Source organism: Kitasatospora sp. NPDC058965 (genome assembly GCF_042741245.1).
GTDB lineage: Bacteria > Actinomycetota > Actinomycetes > Streptomycetales > Streptomycetaceae > Kitasatospora.
On the sequence record NZ_JBHYKG010000188.1, the window covers coordinates 1 to 16,209 of the forward strand.

The window sequence follows — 16,209 nt, forward strand, 5'->3', positions numbered from 1 at the left end:
GCAGGGGCCCCGCGCCCGTGGGCGAGGGGCCCCTGCTGCGCGCCGCGACTACGCGTCGGTGAAAGCCTTTGGTCGCGGCACGTCGACGCAGATCCGGTCGCCGTTGTAGCGGAAGCAGTACTGCCGCGTCGGCGAAACCGGGTGCGGCTCGTCGACGTGCAGCGCCTCCGCCTTCGGCGCGTCACCGCGGGTGACCTCGATACCGACTTCGCCGAGCCGCTGCTGGAGCTGGGCGAAGGTCAGCGAACCGCTGCCGTGGGTGGCCGCGAGCTGGCTCGCGAGCGCGGCGGCGGCCAGCACCGCCGACCCGTCGACCTCGGGAGAGGGGTCCCCGCCGTGGATCGCCTTCCACAGCGCGAGGATCCAGGCGACGTCGAGCTCGTGCAGTTGCAACTCTTTGGTCTGTGCCATGGGTCAGGTATAGGTCCACCGGGGCGCCGATCGATGACGACGCACACGAACGACCGTTGGCCGCACCCCCGAACGGACCAGTGCGCCCGGCTCATCCGACGGGCCGGAGCTGTCCACCGTCCGCCAGCAGCGCCGCCGGGCGGATGCCGAACCGCTGGCGCAGCGCGCGGTGCGCGGCGTGGACCCCGCACATGCCGTGCACCGCGGGTCCCGGCGGGGTGGCCGCGGAGCAGAGGTAGACCCCGGGCAGCGGGGTGCGGTACGGGTCCGGGCGCGGGACGGGCCGCAGTGCGGTGTGCCACAGCGAGAGCGGGCCGCCGCCGATCGATCCGCCCGGGCAGTTCGGGCTGTGCCGGCCCAGCTCCGCCGCCGGGACCACGTGCCGGGCCAGCACCACGTCCCGGAACCCGGGCGCGAACCGCTCCACCTGTGCCGTGACCGCCTCCCCCAGGTCCAGCGTCGACCCGTGCGGCACGTGCGCGTACGCGTAGAGCGTGTGCCGCCCCGCCGGTGCCCGCCCCGGGTCCACCACCCCCGGCTGCACCACCAGCACGAACGGCTGCGCGGGGTGCCGCCCCCGGCGCACCTCCCGCTCGGCGGCCACGGCCTCGGCCCGGCCGCCCACCAGGTGCAGCGTCCCGGCCAGCTCGCAGCCGGGCGCGGCCCACGGCACCGGTCCGGACAGCGCGTAGTCCACCTTGCACGCCGCCGGCCCCGGGGGCGCGGCCCGCAGCGCCCGTGCGTAGCGGTCCGTCAGCCGACCCGCCGCCAGTTCGGCCAGCGCGGGCGGGGCCACGTCCAGCAGCACCGCCCGGGCCGGCGGCAGCTCGCGCAGGCTGTGCACCCGGTGCCCGGTGTGCACCACCCCGCCCCGGGCCACCAGCTCCGCCGCCAGCGCGTCCGCGAGGCGCTGGCTGCCGCCGCGCACCACCGGCCAGCCGACCGCGTGCGCCAGGGTGCCGAGCACCAGCCCGACCGCCGCCGTCGCGGGCGAGCCGGGCGGCCGCATCGCGTGCGCCGCCACCCCCGCGAACAGGGCCCGCGCCGGCTCGTCCCGCCACCGCACGGCCCGCAGTGCGCTGCCCTGCTCGGCCGTGCGCAGCGCCAGCCGCAGCGCGGTGAGCGGGTCGGCGGGCAGCGAGCGCAGGTCCGAGCCGGCCAGCGCCGCGAGCCCGGTCCAGCGCCGCACCAGCGGCTCGAACAGCGTGCGCCAGGCCGGTCCGTCGGCCCCGAGACCGGCCGCGGTGCGCGCCAGCGAGCGCCAGGCGAGCCCGGCCCGGCCGCCGTCCAGGGGGTGCGCGTAGGCCACCTCGGGCTGCAGCAGTTCCACCCCGTGCGCGGCCGGGTCGAAGGCGCGGAAGAACGGCGAGGCCATCGCCATCGGATGGGCGGCCGCGCACACGTCGTGCTGGAAGCCGGGCAGGGTGAGTTGCGCCGTCCGGCAGCCGCCGCCCACGGTGTCGGCCGCCTCGTACAGCTCGACCCGCAGCCCGGCGCCGGCCAGGGTGAGGGCGGCGGCCAGCCCGTTCGGGCCGGCGCCCACCACGACCGCGTCCACCGTCACCGCGCCACCGCCGCCGCGTGCGCCGACCGGTCCGCCCGGGTGGGCTCCAGCGGGACGAACGGCGAGACGAACACGTAGTCCGGTTCCGCCTCCTGGTCGTACCCGGCGGCCCGGGCGATCAGGAACTGGAAGCCCTGCGGGGGCGCACCGGCCGCGTGGTCCGTCCATACCCGGCGGGCCACCCGGTCGCGCAGCAGCCGGTAGGCCGGGTAGCGGGTGACGTCCTGTCCGCGGCCCATCAGTGTGAGCACCTCCACGCACAGGTCGAACATCGCCTTCTCCCGCCGACGGCCGGGGAACCAGACGGCCTGCACCCAGGCCCGCGGGGTCACCTCGGTGGTCTGCAGCCAGGGCGACGGTTCGTCGGCGGCCGACAGCACCCGGTGCAGCAGGTGGAAGTCGTGCTGGGCGGGCTCCGGCGCGAAGAACCGCCAGTTCGGCAGCAGCGCCCCCAGTCGGTCGTAGTCCCGCAGCCGGTCGAACGACTGCTGCGGGTGCTGGCAGCTCACGGTGGCCGTGAACCAGGCCGCGAGCGTGCCCAGCACCAGCCAGGTGCCCGGTCCGGCCCCACCGCGCTCAGTGCGCCTGCTCGTCACCGCTGCCCTCCACCTGTTCCGCGACGAACGCCGCCACCAGTGCGGCCACCCGTGCCGCTGCCTGCGGGTGGCCCAGGATCTCGTTGTGGTCCGCCCCGTCCAGCACGTGGAACCGCGCGCTCGCCGCCGAGCCGGCGAACTCGCGCTGCAGGTCCAACTGGACCGGGTCCTTCTGGGCCGACCGACCGGCCGTGACCACCAGCAGCGGCACCCCGAGCCGCGGCAGCGACCCGTCGTGGCCGCGGAACTCCCGGACCACGGCGCGCCATTCGCGGTGGGCGGCGGCCCACAGCCGACGGTCCCGGTACTGCGCCTGCGCCTGCGCCCGGACCGGGCCGGGCAGGTGCGCCGCCCAGTCGGGCTTGCGCAGCAGGCTGCCCAGGCCCAGACCGAGCGACGGCGGCACCTGGGTCATCAGGGCCGTGAGTTGGGCCTCGCCCTTGGCCTGCCGGTCGGACCGCCGCAGCTCGCCGGGGTGACTGGAGTCGAGCAGGCAGACCGCGCCGACGTGCCCGGGCAGGCGCTCGGCGGCCAGCGCCGCCAGGTACCCGCCGAGCGAGTGGCCGACCAGGACCGCGGGCCGGTCCCCGCAAACGTGCTTCACCAGTTCGGCCAGGTCGCCGGCGGCGTCGGCCAGCCGGAACTCGTCGGCCGGCCGGGTGTACCGGCTGCGGCCCAGCCCGGCCCGCTGGTAGGTCACCACGGTGTACCGCTCGGCGAGCGCCGCGGCGAGCCACTCCCACAGCTCGGCCGGTGCGGCCAGACCGCTCTCCAGCACCAGCACCGGACGCCCCTCGCCCGCCTGCGCACGGCGCCGGAAGGCCAGCCTGCTGCCGGTCGAGGTGGTGATCGACTCCTCGTCGCCCCAGCCGCGTTCGACCACCCGGCGGCGCCGGGCCGCCGCGGCCAGCGCGGCCGCCCAGCCCGCGCCGAGCACCCCGGCGGCCACCAGCGGGAAGGTGTCGTGCCGCACCGCCCCGTCGGCGCGCCGCCGCGGTCCGGCCGTGTACAGCACCGCCGGGTGCATCGAGGCGAAGGACCAGAGGAACCGTCCCAGCCCCATCACCCGGGCGTTCACCCCGTGGAAGGCCAGCGCCGAGCCGACCATCGCCGGGGCCGGCCGCCCACCGAGCAGGAAGACCGCCGGGAACGCGCACTCCAGGGCCAGCACCGCGCTGCCGAGTGCATGCGCCGCGCGCGGGTGACGCTTCGTCAACTCCCATACCTCGCGGTCACCGTAGGAGTGGGTGCGCATGATCCCGGGCAGCGCCTCGCCGCTGCGCCAGGTCCGGCTGGTCACCTTCACCCAGCCGGACACGGCGTACGACAGCACCGACTGCGCCGAGACGAACCACAGGCAGGCGTCGACCAGTTCGGGGTGCCGCTCACCGGCGCGGGCCACCGTGGTGACCGTGGAGACCAGGGCCGAGACCTGGTCGGCCCCGTCGGTCCCGTAGATGTGCCGGGGGTAGAGCACCAGGGAGGTGCCGGACAGCACCGCGCCCGCCACCACCCGGCCGCGCCCGCGCAGCGGGGTCAACAGCGCCGCCGCCGCGCCGATCCGGGCCAGGTGCAGCGCCTTGGTGGTGCGCCGGTCGCCGACCAGCTCCATCGCCCGGCGCAGTGGGGCGGGCCAGTTCCGGTAGGCCTCGCGCAGCACCGTCCAGTCGTTGCAGCCGCCGAACTCGCGGTCCTCCGGGGCCCGCAGGTACTCCAGGCCGGCCACCAGGTGGGTGACCGCGCTCAGCCGCTCGCTCAGCGCCAGCGCGCCGGCCCGGCTCACCGTGGGTGGCGCCGTGCAGGCCGCCAGGGCCTGGCGCAGGCGTCGTCGCAGGGGAAGGGACACGGGACTCCTCTCGGGTCGAAACCGCTCAGTGCAGCAGTTGGTTGGCCACCAGCTCGGCGTACAGCGCGTCCTGGTGCAGCAGTTCGGCGTGCCGGCCGACCGCGCGCAGCCTCCCGTCCTCCAGCACCGCGATCCGGTCCGCCTCCTGCACGGTGGAGAGGCGGTGGGCCACCACGACCACGGTGGTCCGGGTGGCCAGGTCCCGGACCGCCCCGCGCAGCGCGGCCTCGTTGACGGCGTCCAGTTGGGAGGTGGCCTCGTCCAGCAGCAGCAGCCGGGGTCGGCGCAGCAGGGCCCGGGCGATGGCGATGCGCTGGCGCTCACCGCCGGACAACGAGCTGCCGCGGTGCAGGATCTCGGCGTCCAGACTGCCGAGCCGCTCGACCAGCCCGTCCAGCCCGGTCACCCGCAGGGCCTCGGCCAGGTCGGCGTCGCCGGCACCGGGCGCCGCGTAGCAGAGGTTCTCCCGCAGCGTGCCGGCCAGCACCGGGGCGTCCTGCTCGACGTAGCCGATCGCGGCGCGCAGCTCGGGCAGCGGCCAGTCGGCCACGTCCCGGCCGTCCAGCAGGATCCGGCCGCGCTCGGGCTGGTGGAACCGCTCGATCAGGCTGAGCATGGTGGTCTTGCCCGCCCCGGACGGGCCGACCAGCGCGGTCAGGCCGGTGGCGGGGATGTGCAGGCTCACCCCGGCCAGCGCGGCGCCGGACCGCTCGGGGTAGCGGAACCCGACGGACTCGAAGGTGACGGCGGCGGGTGCCGGGCTGCCGGCAGCCGCCGACACCCCGGTGCCCGGCTCCACCGGCAGCCCGGACACCTCGGCGATCCGCTGCACCGCGGCGCGGGCCGCCTGGAAGTAGGTGCCGACGTTGACCAGGGAGAGCACCGGCTGGGCCAGGTAGAGCACGTAGAGCAGGAAGGCGACCAGGGTGGCCAGCGAAATGGCGCCGCCGGTGACCCGGGCTCCGCCGACGCCGAGCACGACCAGGAAGGCGAGTTGGACCGCCAGCCCGGCGGTGGTGCCGGTCAGCGAGGTGGACCGGGCCAGCGCGACGCCCTCCCGGTAGGCGGCCTCGGCATCGGCGCCGATCCGCTCGGCCTCCCAGGCCTCGGCGCCGGAGGCCTTGACGGTGGTGAACGAGCCGAGCGCCCGCTCCAGCGAGCCGGCCATCGACCCGACCGAGGTCTGCGCGGCGAGTGCGGCCTTGCGGATCCTGGGCATCAGCACCCCGACCACGGTGCCGAGCACCCCCACCACGCCGAGCGTGACGGCCAGCAGCACGAGGTCCACCACGCCCATCAGGACCAGGGTGCCGACCACGGTGACCACGCCGGTGAGCGCCTGCACCAAGGTCTGGGTGACCACTTGGCGCAGCAGGCTGGTGTCCCCCGCCACCCGGGCCAGCAGGTCGCCGGGCTGCTGACGGCGCATCACCCCCATCGGCAGCCGCAGCACCTGGGCGACCAGTGCCTTGCGGCCGGCCAGCACCACGCCCTCGGCGGCCCGCAGCAGCAGGAAGTTGCCGACGGCCAGCACCACGGCGCTGCCGAGCACCAGGCCGATCAGCCGGCCGAGGCTGGTGCCGAGCGAGTGGTGCGCGCCGAACGCGCTCAGCAGGTCGCGCACCACCAGCGGCTCCAGCAGGCCGGCCACTCCGGAGAGCACCAGCAGGGTGCAGGCCAGGGCGAGTTCACCGCGGTGCGGGCGCAGGTGGCCGGACAGGGCGGCGAGCGTCTGCCGGAAGGTGAGCGCTGCGGCGGGTGCGGGCGCGGGGACAGGGGCGTTGGGGGCAGGGGCGGCCTCGGGCGCGGGCGGCGGCTCGGGCGGCGGCGCCGGTACCGCTGCGGTCCCGGCACGGACGGACAGGTCGGTCATCGCTCCTCCGACGGGGCGGGGCTTGCTGGCGTGGGGAGGGCCGGGGTGCGCGGGTGGGCCGGAGCCCGCCCGCGCACCCCGCGCGGGTTACTGCGGGTGCGGGCCGGTCCCGCCGGCCTGGGCGTAGGCGACACCGGCGGCGAAGGCCACCACGGTCACGAACGCCCCGGCCACGACGGCGGGGGTGGACATCGTCGGCACGGTGTCACCGCGGTCGGCGAACTCGCCCGACCGGATCGGCAGGGTCGCCAACTCGGTCTTCGAGTTGATGTGTTGGACAAGGGTCGGGGTCATGGTCACTCCTTACTGCGGGTGCGGGTCGGTGCCGCCGGCGGTCACGGGGCAGCCGATGTAGACCATCGAGACGAAGCTCGGCCCGCTGATCGCCGTGCCGCTGCCGCTGAGCTCGGCGAGCTCCCCCGCCTGGATCGACAGGAGCTTCAACTCGGCGATGGCATTGGTGCGTTGTGCGAGAGTCGGGATCACGGGACCTCCTTCGGTGCGCGGAGCGGATGCAGGCCCGGGGCCGGGGTCGGCGGTGGGCCCGCCGGCCTCACTGCGGGTGCGGGCCGGTGCCGGCCGCGGCCGCGTAGCCGGCACCGAACGTCACCACGGCGACGACCAGCACGATCGCGGGCGTCGACATGGTCGGCGCGAGCGCATCGCGCTCGACGGCCCGGTCGGCGCGGATCGACAGCTGCGCCAACTCCTGGTGGTCATTGAGACGCTGGGCAAGTGCGGACATGCTGTTCACTCCTTCGGGGGGACTACTGCGGGTGCGGGCCGGTGCCGCCGGCCAGCGCGTAGCCGGCGGCGAAGGCGCCGATGGCCACCACCGCGAGCTGGGCACCGACCAGCACCGTGGCGGGGGTGGACATCGCGGGGGCGACACCGCCGAACTCGGTGCCGCCCGGCGCGACGATCGGGACGGCGGCCAACGCACTGTCGGCGTTGGCCCGCAGGGCAAGGTGGGACATGGCGTGTCCTCTCGGATCGGGAACGATGCGTGGCGGCGCCCCCGGATCCCGCTCGCGCGCAGCAGGGACCTTTCACCGCAGGTCGGTTGGCACCCCGAGAGCGACTCGGGGCCGGGCGCCGCGAGACCGACCATGTCAGGGCGGGCCGTTCCGGGGCATCCGTGCGCGCACGCAGTCGGGGTCGGGAGGGCCTACGTGCCACACGTACGGAACTACGTGCGCGAGAGCTTGACAGCCATTCATTTCAGCTTATGAACCGGGCGGACTCGCACCGCCCCGCGCGTCCGTCCTGGATCGGACCCCCGGAGGCTCACCTGCACTGGTACCAATGGGGCTGCACGAAGCCTCAGTTGAACAATTCATTCCAGCTGTTGAACCGTCACGCCGATCGCCCGCCGACGACTAGAGTCACGGCACTGGTACCCGCGCCGACATCTGCCCCGACGTGCGCGGAGCGGAACGAAGGGCGGCGTGGAGCTGTGCCGATGGCTGACCTGGACCGGCCCGCGCTGGTCGGCCGCGCGCGCGAGGTCGCACTGGTCACGACAGCGCTCGCCGAGCTCGGCAGCGACGGCGGGCCCGCCGTCCTGGACGTCACCGGCGAGGCCGGGATCGGCAAGAGCCGGCTGCTCGCCGAGGTGGCCGCACTCGCCGGGCGGGCCGGCCTGACGGTGCTGCGCGGGCGGGCCACCCAGGGCGAGCAGCACCTCCCCTTCCAGCTCACGGCCGATGCGTTCGCCGACGCCGAGCTGCACACCGCCCTGCCGGCGGACCTGCTCGCCGCAGCCGCCCCGGCCCTGCTGGGGACCGGCCGAATGCCCGTTCGGGCGGACCGGTTCGGCCTGCACCGCGCGGTGGCCGAGGCGCTCTCCCGGCTCTGCCGTCGCGGGCCGGGCCTGGTGATGCTGCTGGACGACGTGCACTGGGCCGACGCCGCCTCCCAGGAGCTGATCGCGCACCTGGTGCGCCATCCCGTCCGCGGGCGACTGCTGCTGGTGCTGGCCCGGCGGGGCCGGCAGACCCCGACCGCGCTGGCCGCCACCCTGAGCCGGGGCGCGGACGGCGCCGCCGTGCTGCGGCTGGCACTCGGGCCGCTCCCCGAACCGGAGGCGCTGGCCGGGCTCGCGGCCGGGGTACCGCGCCACCTGGCCCGCGAGCTGTACACGGCGGGCGAGGGCAACCCGCTGTACCTGCTCGCCCTGCTCCACGCCCACCGGGCCGGCAGTCAACTGCCCGGCGTGCTCGGCCCCGTCGCCCCGGTCGCGTTCCCCGACCCGGCCGGAGTGCCGAGTTGGCTCGGCGCACTGCTGCTGGACGAGCTGTCCGCACTGACCGAACGTCGACTGTCGCTGGTGCAAGCGGTGGCGGTGCTCGGCGACCAGGCCACCACACCCCTGCTCGCGCGGGCCCTGGGCCTGTCCGAGGGCCCCGAACTCGGCGCGGAGCTCAGCTGGTTGGCGCGGAACGAGCTGATCCGACCAGGGCCCGGTGGGCGCTGGGCGCTGCGCCACCCGGTGCTGCGCACCTTGGTGTACGAGGACATGCCCGCCGATCGCCGGATCGAGGTGCACCGGCTGGCAGCGGCCGACCTGGCCCGGCACGGCGCCTCGCCGGTGGAGCGCGCGCACCACCTGGCGCGCTCGCTGAGCGGCTGGGACGCCGAGACGGTCGCGGTGCTCTGCACCGCGGCGGACCGGCTCGCCGGGACCGCCCCCGCGACCGCCGCCCAGCTGCTCGCGGTGGTCCTGCGGATCTGGCCGCAGCACGGCGAGCCGGCCGGGCGCCGCGCACGGCTGCAGCTGGCCCGGGCCAGGGCCGAGGGGGTGACCGGGCACCCGCGGGAGAGCCGCGCGCTGCTGCACGCGGTGATCGGCGAGCCGGACACCGAGCCGGCGGTGCGGGCCGAGGCGACCGCGCTCTGCGCGCTGCTGGAGCTCCAGCTCGGCCGCTCGCCCCGGCTGGACGTGCTGCTGCGAACCGAGTTGGCCCGCACGCCCGCGCCGCCCCCGCGGCAGGCGGTGCAACTGGGCGCGGCGCTCGGACTCTCCGGGCTCCTGGCAGGCGCCCCCGCCGCGGCACGCGAGCCGCTGGCAGCCGCGCTCGCCACCGCCGAGCGCGAGGGCGACCGGGCCGGAGCGGCCCTGGTGCTGGCCCTGTCCGCGCTGGCCGGGGCCTACGGCGGGCGGACGGCCGAAGCGCGCCGGCTCGCCGACGCGGCGGCCGAGGCGGTGGACGCGATGCCCGATCCGGCGCTGGCCGGCTCCGGGGAGGCACTGACCTGGCTCGCCTGGAGCGAGGCGTTCCTGGACCGCCACCCGCAGGCGGTCCGCCATGCCGAGCGCGGGCTGGAGCTGGCCCGCGGCAGCGGTCAGCGGTACCTGCAGCCGCACCTGCTGACCGCCTTGGCCTTCGTGCACGCGCAGTGCTGCCGGCTGGGCCCGGCGGCGGAGGCCGCGGAGGAGGCGGAGTTCCTCGCCCGGTCGTTCGGCGGCGGGGAGTTGCTCGCCTTCGTCCTGTCGGTGGGTCAGCCGGTCCGGCTCCTGACCGGCGCGCCGGACGGTCCGGGACCGCTGGCCACCGCGCAGGAGGCGGTGGCAGTGGCGGGGAACGCCGACGGCTGGTGGGCCACCACGGCGCGCACGATGCTCGGGCGCACCGCGCTGGCCTGCGGAGACCCGGTGCGGGCGCTGGAGGTGATCCAGGCGGCGGGCGGCGGGGCGCGACTGCCGCGCGTGCAGCCTTCGGTCCGGCCCTGGCTGCTGGAGACCCTGGTGCAGGCCGGCCTGGCCCTCGGCCGGGTGGAGCAGGCGGAGCGGTGGGCGCAGCAGGCCGCGCACGAGGCCGACCGCCTGGACCTGGCCGGCCAGCGCGGCGCGGCCCTGCGGGCCCGCGCGGCAGTGGCCCGGCACCGGGGCGCGCACGGCGAGGCCGTGCGACTGCTGGACGCGGCCGCGCAGGAGTACGCGTCCTGCGGGGCCCTGCTGGGGCAGGCCCGGTCGCTGCTGGCGGGCGCCGGCGCGGCGCACGCGGCCGGCGATCCGGCCGGGGCCGGCGCGCGGACGGACCGAGGGCGGCGGCTCGCCGCGGAGGGGGGTGCGCGGCTACTGCTGGAGCCCGCCGGCCCGGTCGGCCTCCGCACGGTGGACCGCCTCCCCGCGCCGCTCGCCGAGCTGACCACGCGCGAGCTGGAGATCGCCGGCCTGGTGGCCCAGGGCCTGAGCAACCAGGCTGTCGCCCAGCACCTCTACTTGAGCCGCCGCACGGTGGAGACCCACGTGTCGGCCATCTACCGCAAGGCCGGCATCCACTCCCGCCCGGCGCTGGCGGCGCTGCTCACCCGCGCGGCGGCGAGCTGAGGCCCGGCGACGGCGGGCGGGCAGGCGCTCCGGGCCCGGGCGCGCGGCCGTCAGGGGCGAGGTGGGTTCGCCTGACGTCCGGCCAGCGCCCGGCCGGTGGGCGGCGGCCGTCAGCGCTGCGCCCGCTGGGGTGCTGCGGCCGCCCGGACGGCGGCCGCGACGGCGGCGAAGTCCTTCTTCAGGATCGCGCCGTGGTTGCTCGCGACCTTGGCGCTCACCTCGATGTTCGGGTTGCGGCCGGTCACCCCGACGAGGCTGGTGCGGATCCGCTCCTGCTCGTCGCCGCGGCTGCCGAGCGACGACCCGGAGGCGACCACGTACCGCACCGGGACGGTGATCGCGTCCAGCACGGGGCCGAGCGCGCTCTCGCGGGAGATCCGGCCGAGCTCGATGTTGCAGTCGGACATCTGATCGGGGGTCATCCGCGGCGTGAGCCCGGTCGGGCGCAGCAGCGGCAGGAACCGACCCCACTGCCGGAACTGCTTGCGGATCCGCTCCTCCATCGCGGCGTCGAGCCAGTCGTGCGGGAAGGCACCGTCGACCAGGACCGCGCCCAGCGCGCGCCCGGGGTTGCGGTGGGCCCAGTGCGCCGCGACGAACGCCCCGTAGGACCAGCCCACCACCACGGCCCGGTCGACGCCCCGGGCCGCCAGGACGGCGTCGACGTCACGGACGGCGGCCTCGAAGGAGTAGTCCGCCGAGCGCCCCGACTTCCTGCCGCGGGCCCGTTCGTCGTAGGTGAGGTGCCGCCAGCCGGTGCCGAGTTCGGCGATGGTGCGGCGCCAGTAGCCCTGGGTGGCGAACTGGCCGTTGAGGTAGACGACCGGGATGCCGCGGCCGCCGGTGTCGGTGACGGCCAGGGCGGTGTCGTCGACGGGGACCATCCCCGTCCAGGGCGTGGTGGCCTGGGGCGTGCGGTGGCGGGTCATGGCGTTCTCCTTGCGGACCTGTTGTTTCTGACATCGAGAACGCTACGTTGCGTTCAATGATCTCGCAATGACTACGTCGCACCGAACCAGCATATTCGCAGTTAGGATGCCCTATTTCGTTGCAGTGAGGGTGAACGTAACGCAACGTCAGATGATCGACTCGTTGCGATGACTGAAGAACGAACGCTATGCTGACCACCTCGGGACCAAGAGGAAGAGGCGAGGGAGACCGCGGTGGCCGGAGGCAGACTCACCCAGCAGGAACGCCAGCAGATCGCCCTGGGGCTGGCCGACGACCTCGCCTACGCGGAGATCGCCCGGCGCCTGGAGCGTCCCACCTCGACCATCACGCGCGAGGTGGACCGCAACGGCGGCCCCCTCGCCTACCGCGCCGACCTGGCCCACCGCGCCACCGAACGCCGCGCCCGCCGGCGCAAGCAGGGCCCGCCGCCGGGACAGGCCGTCCGGGGGCGCGGGCCCGACGACGAGGCGGTGCGCGAGTACGAGGAGACCTTCACCACCCTGTTGATGGGCCAGGGCCTGCCCAGGATGACCGCACGCGTGCTGACCTGCCTGTTCACCGCCGACACCGGCAGCGTGACCGCGGCCGAACTCGTCCAGCGCCTGCAGATCAGCCCCGCCTCCGTCTCCAAGGCGATCGCGTTCCTCGAAACCCAGGGGCTGATCCGCCGCGAGCGCGACGAACGCCGCCGGGAGCGCTACTTCGTCGACGAGGACGTCTGGTACCAGTCCACCATCGCCGCCGCCCACGGCATCGCCCAGGTCGCGGCGACCGCCCGGCAGGGCGTCACCGTCCTCGGCCGCACCAGTCCCGCCGCCACCCGCCTGGAGAACATCGCCCGCTTCAGCGACTTCATCAGCGAGAGCATGCTCCGCGCCGCCGAACAGGTCCGCGAAGTCCTCCACACCAAGCCCGCCCCGTCCCCGCAGGACGCCCTCCCCGACGCGGACTGACGCCCGGCCCCGCGCACGGAGGAGCCGGGGACCACCGAACACCGCGGCGCGCTGCGGTCGCGCTGGTAAGGTGCGCCGATGTCAGCGATCAAGCAGTTCCAAGTGACCTTCGACTGTGCGGAACCCGAGCGCCTCGCCCGGTTCTGGTGCGAGGTGTTGGGGTACGTCGTCCCGCCGCCGCCGGAGGGCTTCGCCACCTGGGACGACTTCCGGCGCACGCAGCCGCCCGAGCAGCGCGACGCGTGGTTCGCCTGCAGCGACCCTTCGGGCGTCGGCCCGCGCCTGTACTTCCAGCGCGTCCCCGAGGGGAAGGCCGCCAAGAACCGCGTCCACCTCGATGTCCGGGTCGGCACCGGCCTCGTGGGCGAGGAGCGCCTCGCCGCCCTCGAGGCCGAATGCGCACGGCTGGTCCCGCTCGGCGCGGTGCACGTGCAGACCCTCTACGACGGCAACGACGCCTGCATCCCGATGCTGGACATCGAGGGCAACGAGTTCTGTCTCGACTGACTCGACCGGGCGGTGCCGTCCCCGAGCCGAACGGGACCGCCGGGTGGCGGCCTTACGGTTCGCTGACGCCGTCGCGCTCCGACGGCCCGGCGGCCGGGTCGGCCGGTAGCGTCGCCGGGCATGAGGATTCTGGTCACCGGCGGCGCCGGGTTCATCGGCTCGGGGGTCGTGCGGGCGCTGGTCGCCGCCGGTCATGAGGTCCGCGCGCTGGACGCGCTGCTGCCCGCCGTCCACCCTTCGGGGGCGGCCCCCGAGCTGCCGGCGGGCGTCGATTTCCGGCGCGGCGATGTCCGTGACGCGCCGACGGTGGAGCGGGCGCTGGCCGGGGTGGACGCGGTCTGCCACCAGGCGGCGATGGTGGGGCTCGGGCTCGACCTGGACGACGCGCCCGAGTACGTCGGCTGCAACGACCTGGGAACGGCGGTGCTCCTGTCCGCGGCGGCCCGCGCGGGGGTGCGCAGCCTGGTGCTGGCCAGTTCCATGGTGGTCTACGGGGAGGGCCGGTACGTGTGTGCGGAGCACGGCAGCGTGGCGCCCGGTCCCCGGCGGCCGGCGGAGCTAGACGCCGGACGGTTCGAGCCGCCGTGCCCCCTCTGCGGCGCGGCGCTGCGGCCGGAGTCGGTCACGGAGGACGCGCCGGGCGACCCGCGCAACGTGTACGCCGCGAGCAAGCTCGCCCAGGAGCACCTGGCCGGCGCCTGGGCCCGGGCGAGCGGCGGGTCCGTCCTGGCGCTGCGCTACCACAACGTCTACGGCCCGGGCATGCCGCGCGACACCCCGTACGCGGGGGTGGCTTCGCTGTTCCGTTCGGCGCTCGCCCGCGGCGAGGCCCCCCGGGTGTTCGAGGACGGCGGCCAGCGCCGGGACTTCGTCCACGTCGACGACGTCGCGGCGGCCAACCTCGCCGCGTTGGAGGAGGTCGGGGGCCGGCCGCCGGGCAGCGCGCGGGCGTACAACGTCGGCAGCGGGGAGGTGCACACGGTCGGCGAGATGGCCCGGGCGCTGGCCGACGCGCACGGCGGGCCCGCCCCGGTGGTGACCGGGCAGTACCGGCTCGGGGACGTGCGCCACATCACCGCCGACTCCTCCCGGCTGCGCGACGAGCTGGGCTGGCGGGCCCGGGTGGCGTTCGGTGCGGGGATGGCCGAGTTCGCCGGTGCGCCGCTGCGCAGCTGACCACCGGCGCACCGGCGCGGAGCTGTGGACGCACGTCCGAACGCCGGGTCCGCCGTAGGAGTTTCGTAAGGGCGCCGTTCGGCCCCCGCGGGCCCGGTCGCGCTTAGCGTGGCGACGTGATCCCTGCGACTCCCCCACGGCCCTGTGCCGATGTGATCCTGCCGTGCCTCGACGAGGCCGAGGCCCTGCCCTGGGTGTTGGGCCGGGTGCCCGCCGGCTGGCGGGCGATCGTCGTCGACAACGGCTCCCGCGACGGCTCCGCCGAGGTGGCGCGCTCGCTGGGCGCGACGGTCGTCGAGGAGCCGCAGCGCGGCTTCGGCGCCGCGTGCCACGCCGGGCTGCGCGCCGCGACCGCCGAGCTGGTCTGCTTCATGGACTGCGACGGCTCGTTGGACCCGGCCCAACTGCCCCTCGTCGCCGCGCCGGTGCTCGCCGGCTCGGCCGACCTGGTGCTGGGCCGGCGCCGTCCCGCGACCGCCGGGGCGTGGCCGCTGCACGCCCGCCTGGCCAACGCCGTGCTGGCCCGGCGGCTGCGGGCGCGGACCGGGGCCCCGCTGCACGACCTCGGGCCGATGCGCGCCGCGCGCCGGGACCGCCTGCTGGCCCTGGGCCTGGGGGACCGCCGGTCCGGCTACCCCCTGGAGATGGTGCTCGCCGCGTCGGCGGCCGGGCTGCGGATCGCCGAGACGCCGGTCGACTACCTGCCGCGCACGGGCCGTTCCAAGGTGACCGGGACCGTGCGCGGCACCCGGCAGGCCGTCCGCGACATGCGGGCCGTCCTGGCCGCACCGCCGCCGACCCTGCTGGTGATCGCCAAGTCGCCGGTCGCGGGACGGGTGAAGACCCGCCTCACCCCGCCCTGCACCCCCGAGCAGGCGGCGGCCCTGGCCGAGGCCGCGCTCACTGACACGCTGGCCGCCCTCTCCCGGATGCCGGCCGGGCGCCGGCTGCTCGTGCTGGACGGCGCGGTCGGCGCCTGGCTCCCGGCCGGCTGGCAGGTCGTGCCGCAGCCGGCCGGCGGGCTGGATGCGCGGCTCGTGGCGGCCTTCGCGGCCGCCGCCGCCCTCGCCCCGGACGCGCCCGCGCTGCTGGTCGGCATGGACACCCCGCAGCTCGATGCCGGGCTGCTCGGGGAGGCGTTGTCGTCGGCCCGGCGGGCGGGCGTCGACGCCTGGTACGGCCCGGCCGACGACGGGGGCTTCTGGGCGCTCGGGCTGAGCAGGCCCGGCGAGGAGCTGGCGCGCCGGCTCCTCCTCGGCGTGCCGATGTCCGCGCCGGACACCGGGCAGGTCGTGCTGGAGCGCTTGGCTGCCGCGGGGCTGACGGTCCGCCACCTCCCGACGGCCACCGACGTCGACACCATCCACGACGCGCGCCGGGTCGCCGCCGCGGCGCCGCACGGCGCGTTCGCGGCCTGCCTGCGCGCGGTCGAGGCCGCCCGGGAGGTGGCGGGGTGACGGTCGAGGCCGAAGCGTGGGTCGACGACCCGTTCACCGACGCCATCCTCGCCGGCCGGGGCCCGCTGTGGCTCCGCCGCGCGGACGGGGGCCGGATCCCGCTCGACGTGGAGCGCTGGTGCGCGCCCGCCGCCGGGGCGGACCACGGGCTGCTGCTGCGCTGCACCCGGCTGTCCGCGCCGGTGGTGGACCTCGGCTGCGGCCCGGGGCGGCTGGTCGCGGCCCTGCTGGAACTCGGGGTACCGGCGCTCGGCGTCGACATCACCCGGGCCGCCGTGGCCCGGACCCGCCGCCTCGGCGGGCCGGCCCTGTGCCGCTCGGTCTTCGACCGGCTGCCCGCGGAGGGGCGCTGGGGTGGCGCCCTGCTCGCCGACGGCAACCTCGGCATCGGCGGCGACCCGGGGTCGCTGCTCGGCCGCAGCGCCGAACTCCTCGCGCCGGGCGGCGTGCTCCTGGTCGAGGTGGACCCGCGGGAGGTCGACGAGCAGCTCACCGTCCGGCTCGAAGGGCCCGGCCGGGCCGCCGCTTGGCGGCCACCGCGC

16 protein-coding genes and 1 pseudogene are annotated in these 16,209 nt (G+C 76.3%); 7 read left to right on the forward strand and 10 right to left on the reverse strand.

Annotation, left to right across the window (positions count from 1 at the left end):
• Window positions 1-48: 48 nt before the first annotated feature.
• The 9 genes from ACFW1A_RS26535 to ACFW1A_RS26575 form a co-directional block, all read right to left on the reverse strand.
• Complete coding sequence (locus ACFW1A_RS26535; protein ID WP_380412699.1) at window positions 49-411, reverse strand: hypothetical protein; 363 nt, start codon at window positions 409-411, stop codon at window positions 49-51.
• A gap of 91 nt (window positions 412-502) precedes the next feature.
• Window positions 503-1,975: a phytoene desaturase family protein gene (locus ACFW1A_RS26540; RefSeq protein ID WP_380412701.1), complete on the reverse strand. Its 1,473-nt coding sequence runs from the start codon at window positions 1,973-1,975 to the stop codon at window positions 503-505.
• On the reverse strand, window positions 1,972-2,571 hold the full coding sequence (locus ACFW1A_RS26545) for a hypothetical protein (RefSeq protein WP_380412703.1): 600 nt from the start codon (window positions 2,569-2,571) through the stop codon (window positions 1,972-1,974). The genes ACFW1A_RS26540 and ACFW1A_RS26545 overlap by 4 nt, the downstream gene beginning before the upstream one ends.
• A complete protein-coding gene (locus ACFW1A_RS26550; RefSeq protein ID WP_380412705.1) occupies window positions 2,552-4,417 on the reverse strand; it encodes an alpha/beta fold hydrolase in 1,866 nt (621 codons plus the stop codon). The genes ACFW1A_RS26545 and ACFW1A_RS26550 overlap by 20 nt, the downstream gene beginning before the upstream one ends.
• A 25-nt stretch (window positions 4,418-4,442) precedes the next feature.
• Window positions 4,443-6,290, reverse strand: coding sequence for an ABC transporter ATP-binding protein (locus ACFW1A_RS26555; RefSeq protein ID WP_380412707.1), 1,848 nt, complete (start codon window positions 6,288-6,290; stop codon window positions 4,443-4,445).
• An 87-nt stretch (window positions 6,291-6,377) separates the two neighbouring features.
• Window positions 6,378-6,584 (reverse strand): hypothetical protein, encoded by a 207-nt coding sequence (locus ACFW1A_RS26560; RefSeq protein WP_380412709.1) that lies wholly within the window; start codon window positions 6,582-6,584, stop codon window positions 6,378-6,380.
• 9 nt (window positions 6,585-6,593) lie between these two features.
• The gene (locus ACFW1A_RS26565) at window positions 6,594-6,776 is read right to left on the reverse strand and encodes a hypothetical protein (RefSeq protein WP_380412711.1); all 183 of its coding nucleotides are present in this window, start codon (window positions 6,774-6,776) and stop codon (window positions 6,594-6,596) included.
• Between the two features lie 67 nt (window positions 6,777-6,843).
• Window positions 6,844-7,035 carry a hypothetical protein gene (locus ACFW1A_RS26570; protein ID WP_380412713.1) on the reverse strand — a complete coding sequence of 64 codons (192 nt, stop codon included), beginning with the start codon at window positions 7,033-7,035 and terminating at the stop codon, window positions 6,844-6,846.
• A gap of 22 nt (window positions 7,036-7,057) precedes the next feature.
• Complete coding sequence (locus ACFW1A_RS26575) at window positions 7,058-7,267, reverse strand: hypothetical protein (protein WP_380412715.1); 210 nt, start codon at window positions 7,265-7,267, stop codon at window positions 7,058-7,060.
• 485 nt (window positions 7,268-7,752) lie between these two features.
• On the opposite strand from ACFW1A_RS26575, the gene ACFW1A_RS26580 reads away from it, so the two are divergent.
• Window positions 7,753-10,623 carry an ATP-binding protein gene (locus ACFW1A_RS26580; RefSeq protein WP_380412717.1) on the forward strand — a complete coding sequence of 957 codons (2,871 nt, stop codon included), beginning with the start codon at window positions 7,753-7,755 and terminating at the stop codon, window positions 10,621-10,623.
• A 110-nt stretch (window positions 10,624-10,733) separates the two neighbouring features.
• On the opposite strand, the gene ACFW1A_RS26585 is transcribed toward ACFW1A_RS26580, so the two are convergent.
• Window positions 10,734-11,552 carry an alpha/beta fold hydrolase gene (locus ACFW1A_RS26585; RefSeq protein WP_380412719.1) on the reverse strand — a complete coding sequence of 273 codons (819 nt, stop codon included), beginning with the start codon at window positions 11,550-11,552 and terminating at the stop codon, window positions 10,734-10,736.
• Between the two features lie 234 nt (window positions 11,553-11,786).
• Here ACFW1A_RS26585 and ACFW1A_RS26590 point away from each other — a divergent pair, with 234 nt between their 5' ends.
• From ACFW1A_RS26590 to ACFW1A_RS26615, 6 genes and pseudogenes are all read left to right on the forward strand, one after another.
• Window positions 11,787-12,527, forward strand: a complete 741-nt coding sequence (locus ACFW1A_RS26590) for a helix-turn-helix domain-containing protein (protein WP_380412721.1) — start codon at window positions 11,787-11,789, stop codon at window positions 12,525-12,527.
• 78 nt (window positions 12,528-12,605) lie between these two features.
• Window positions 12,606-13,034: a VOC family protein gene (locus tag ACFW1A_RS26595; RefSeq protein ID WP_380412723.1), complete on the forward strand. Its 429-nt coding sequence runs from the start codon at window positions 12,606-12,608 to the stop codon at window positions 13,032-13,034.
• A 120-nt stretch (window positions 13,035-13,154) separates the two neighbouring features.
• On the forward strand, window positions 13,155-14,210 hold the full coding sequence (locus tag ACFW1A_RS26600) for an NAD-dependent epimerase/dehydratase family protein (protein ID WP_380412725.1): 1,056 nt from the start codon (window positions 13,155-13,157) through the stop codon (window positions 14,208-14,210).
• A gap of 116 nt (window positions 14,211-14,326) precedes the next feature.
• Window positions 14,327-15,004, forward strand: a pseudogene (locus ACFW1A_RS26605) (glycosyltransferase family 2 protein); the annotation flags it as partial.
• 135 nt (window positions 15,005-15,139) lie between these two features.
• Window positions 15,140-15,667, forward strand: coding sequence for a DUF2064 domain-containing protein (locus ACFW1A_RS26610; RefSeq protein WP_380412729.1), 528 nt, complete (start codon window positions 15,140-15,142; stop codon window positions 15,665-15,667).
• Window positions 15,664-16,209 (forward strand): methyltransferase domain-containing protein (locus ACFW1A_RS26615; RefSeq protein ID WP_380412727.1); only part of this gene is annotated, 546 nt, incomplete at its 3' end. The genes ACFW1A_RS26610 and ACFW1A_RS26615, both read left to right, overlap by 4 nt.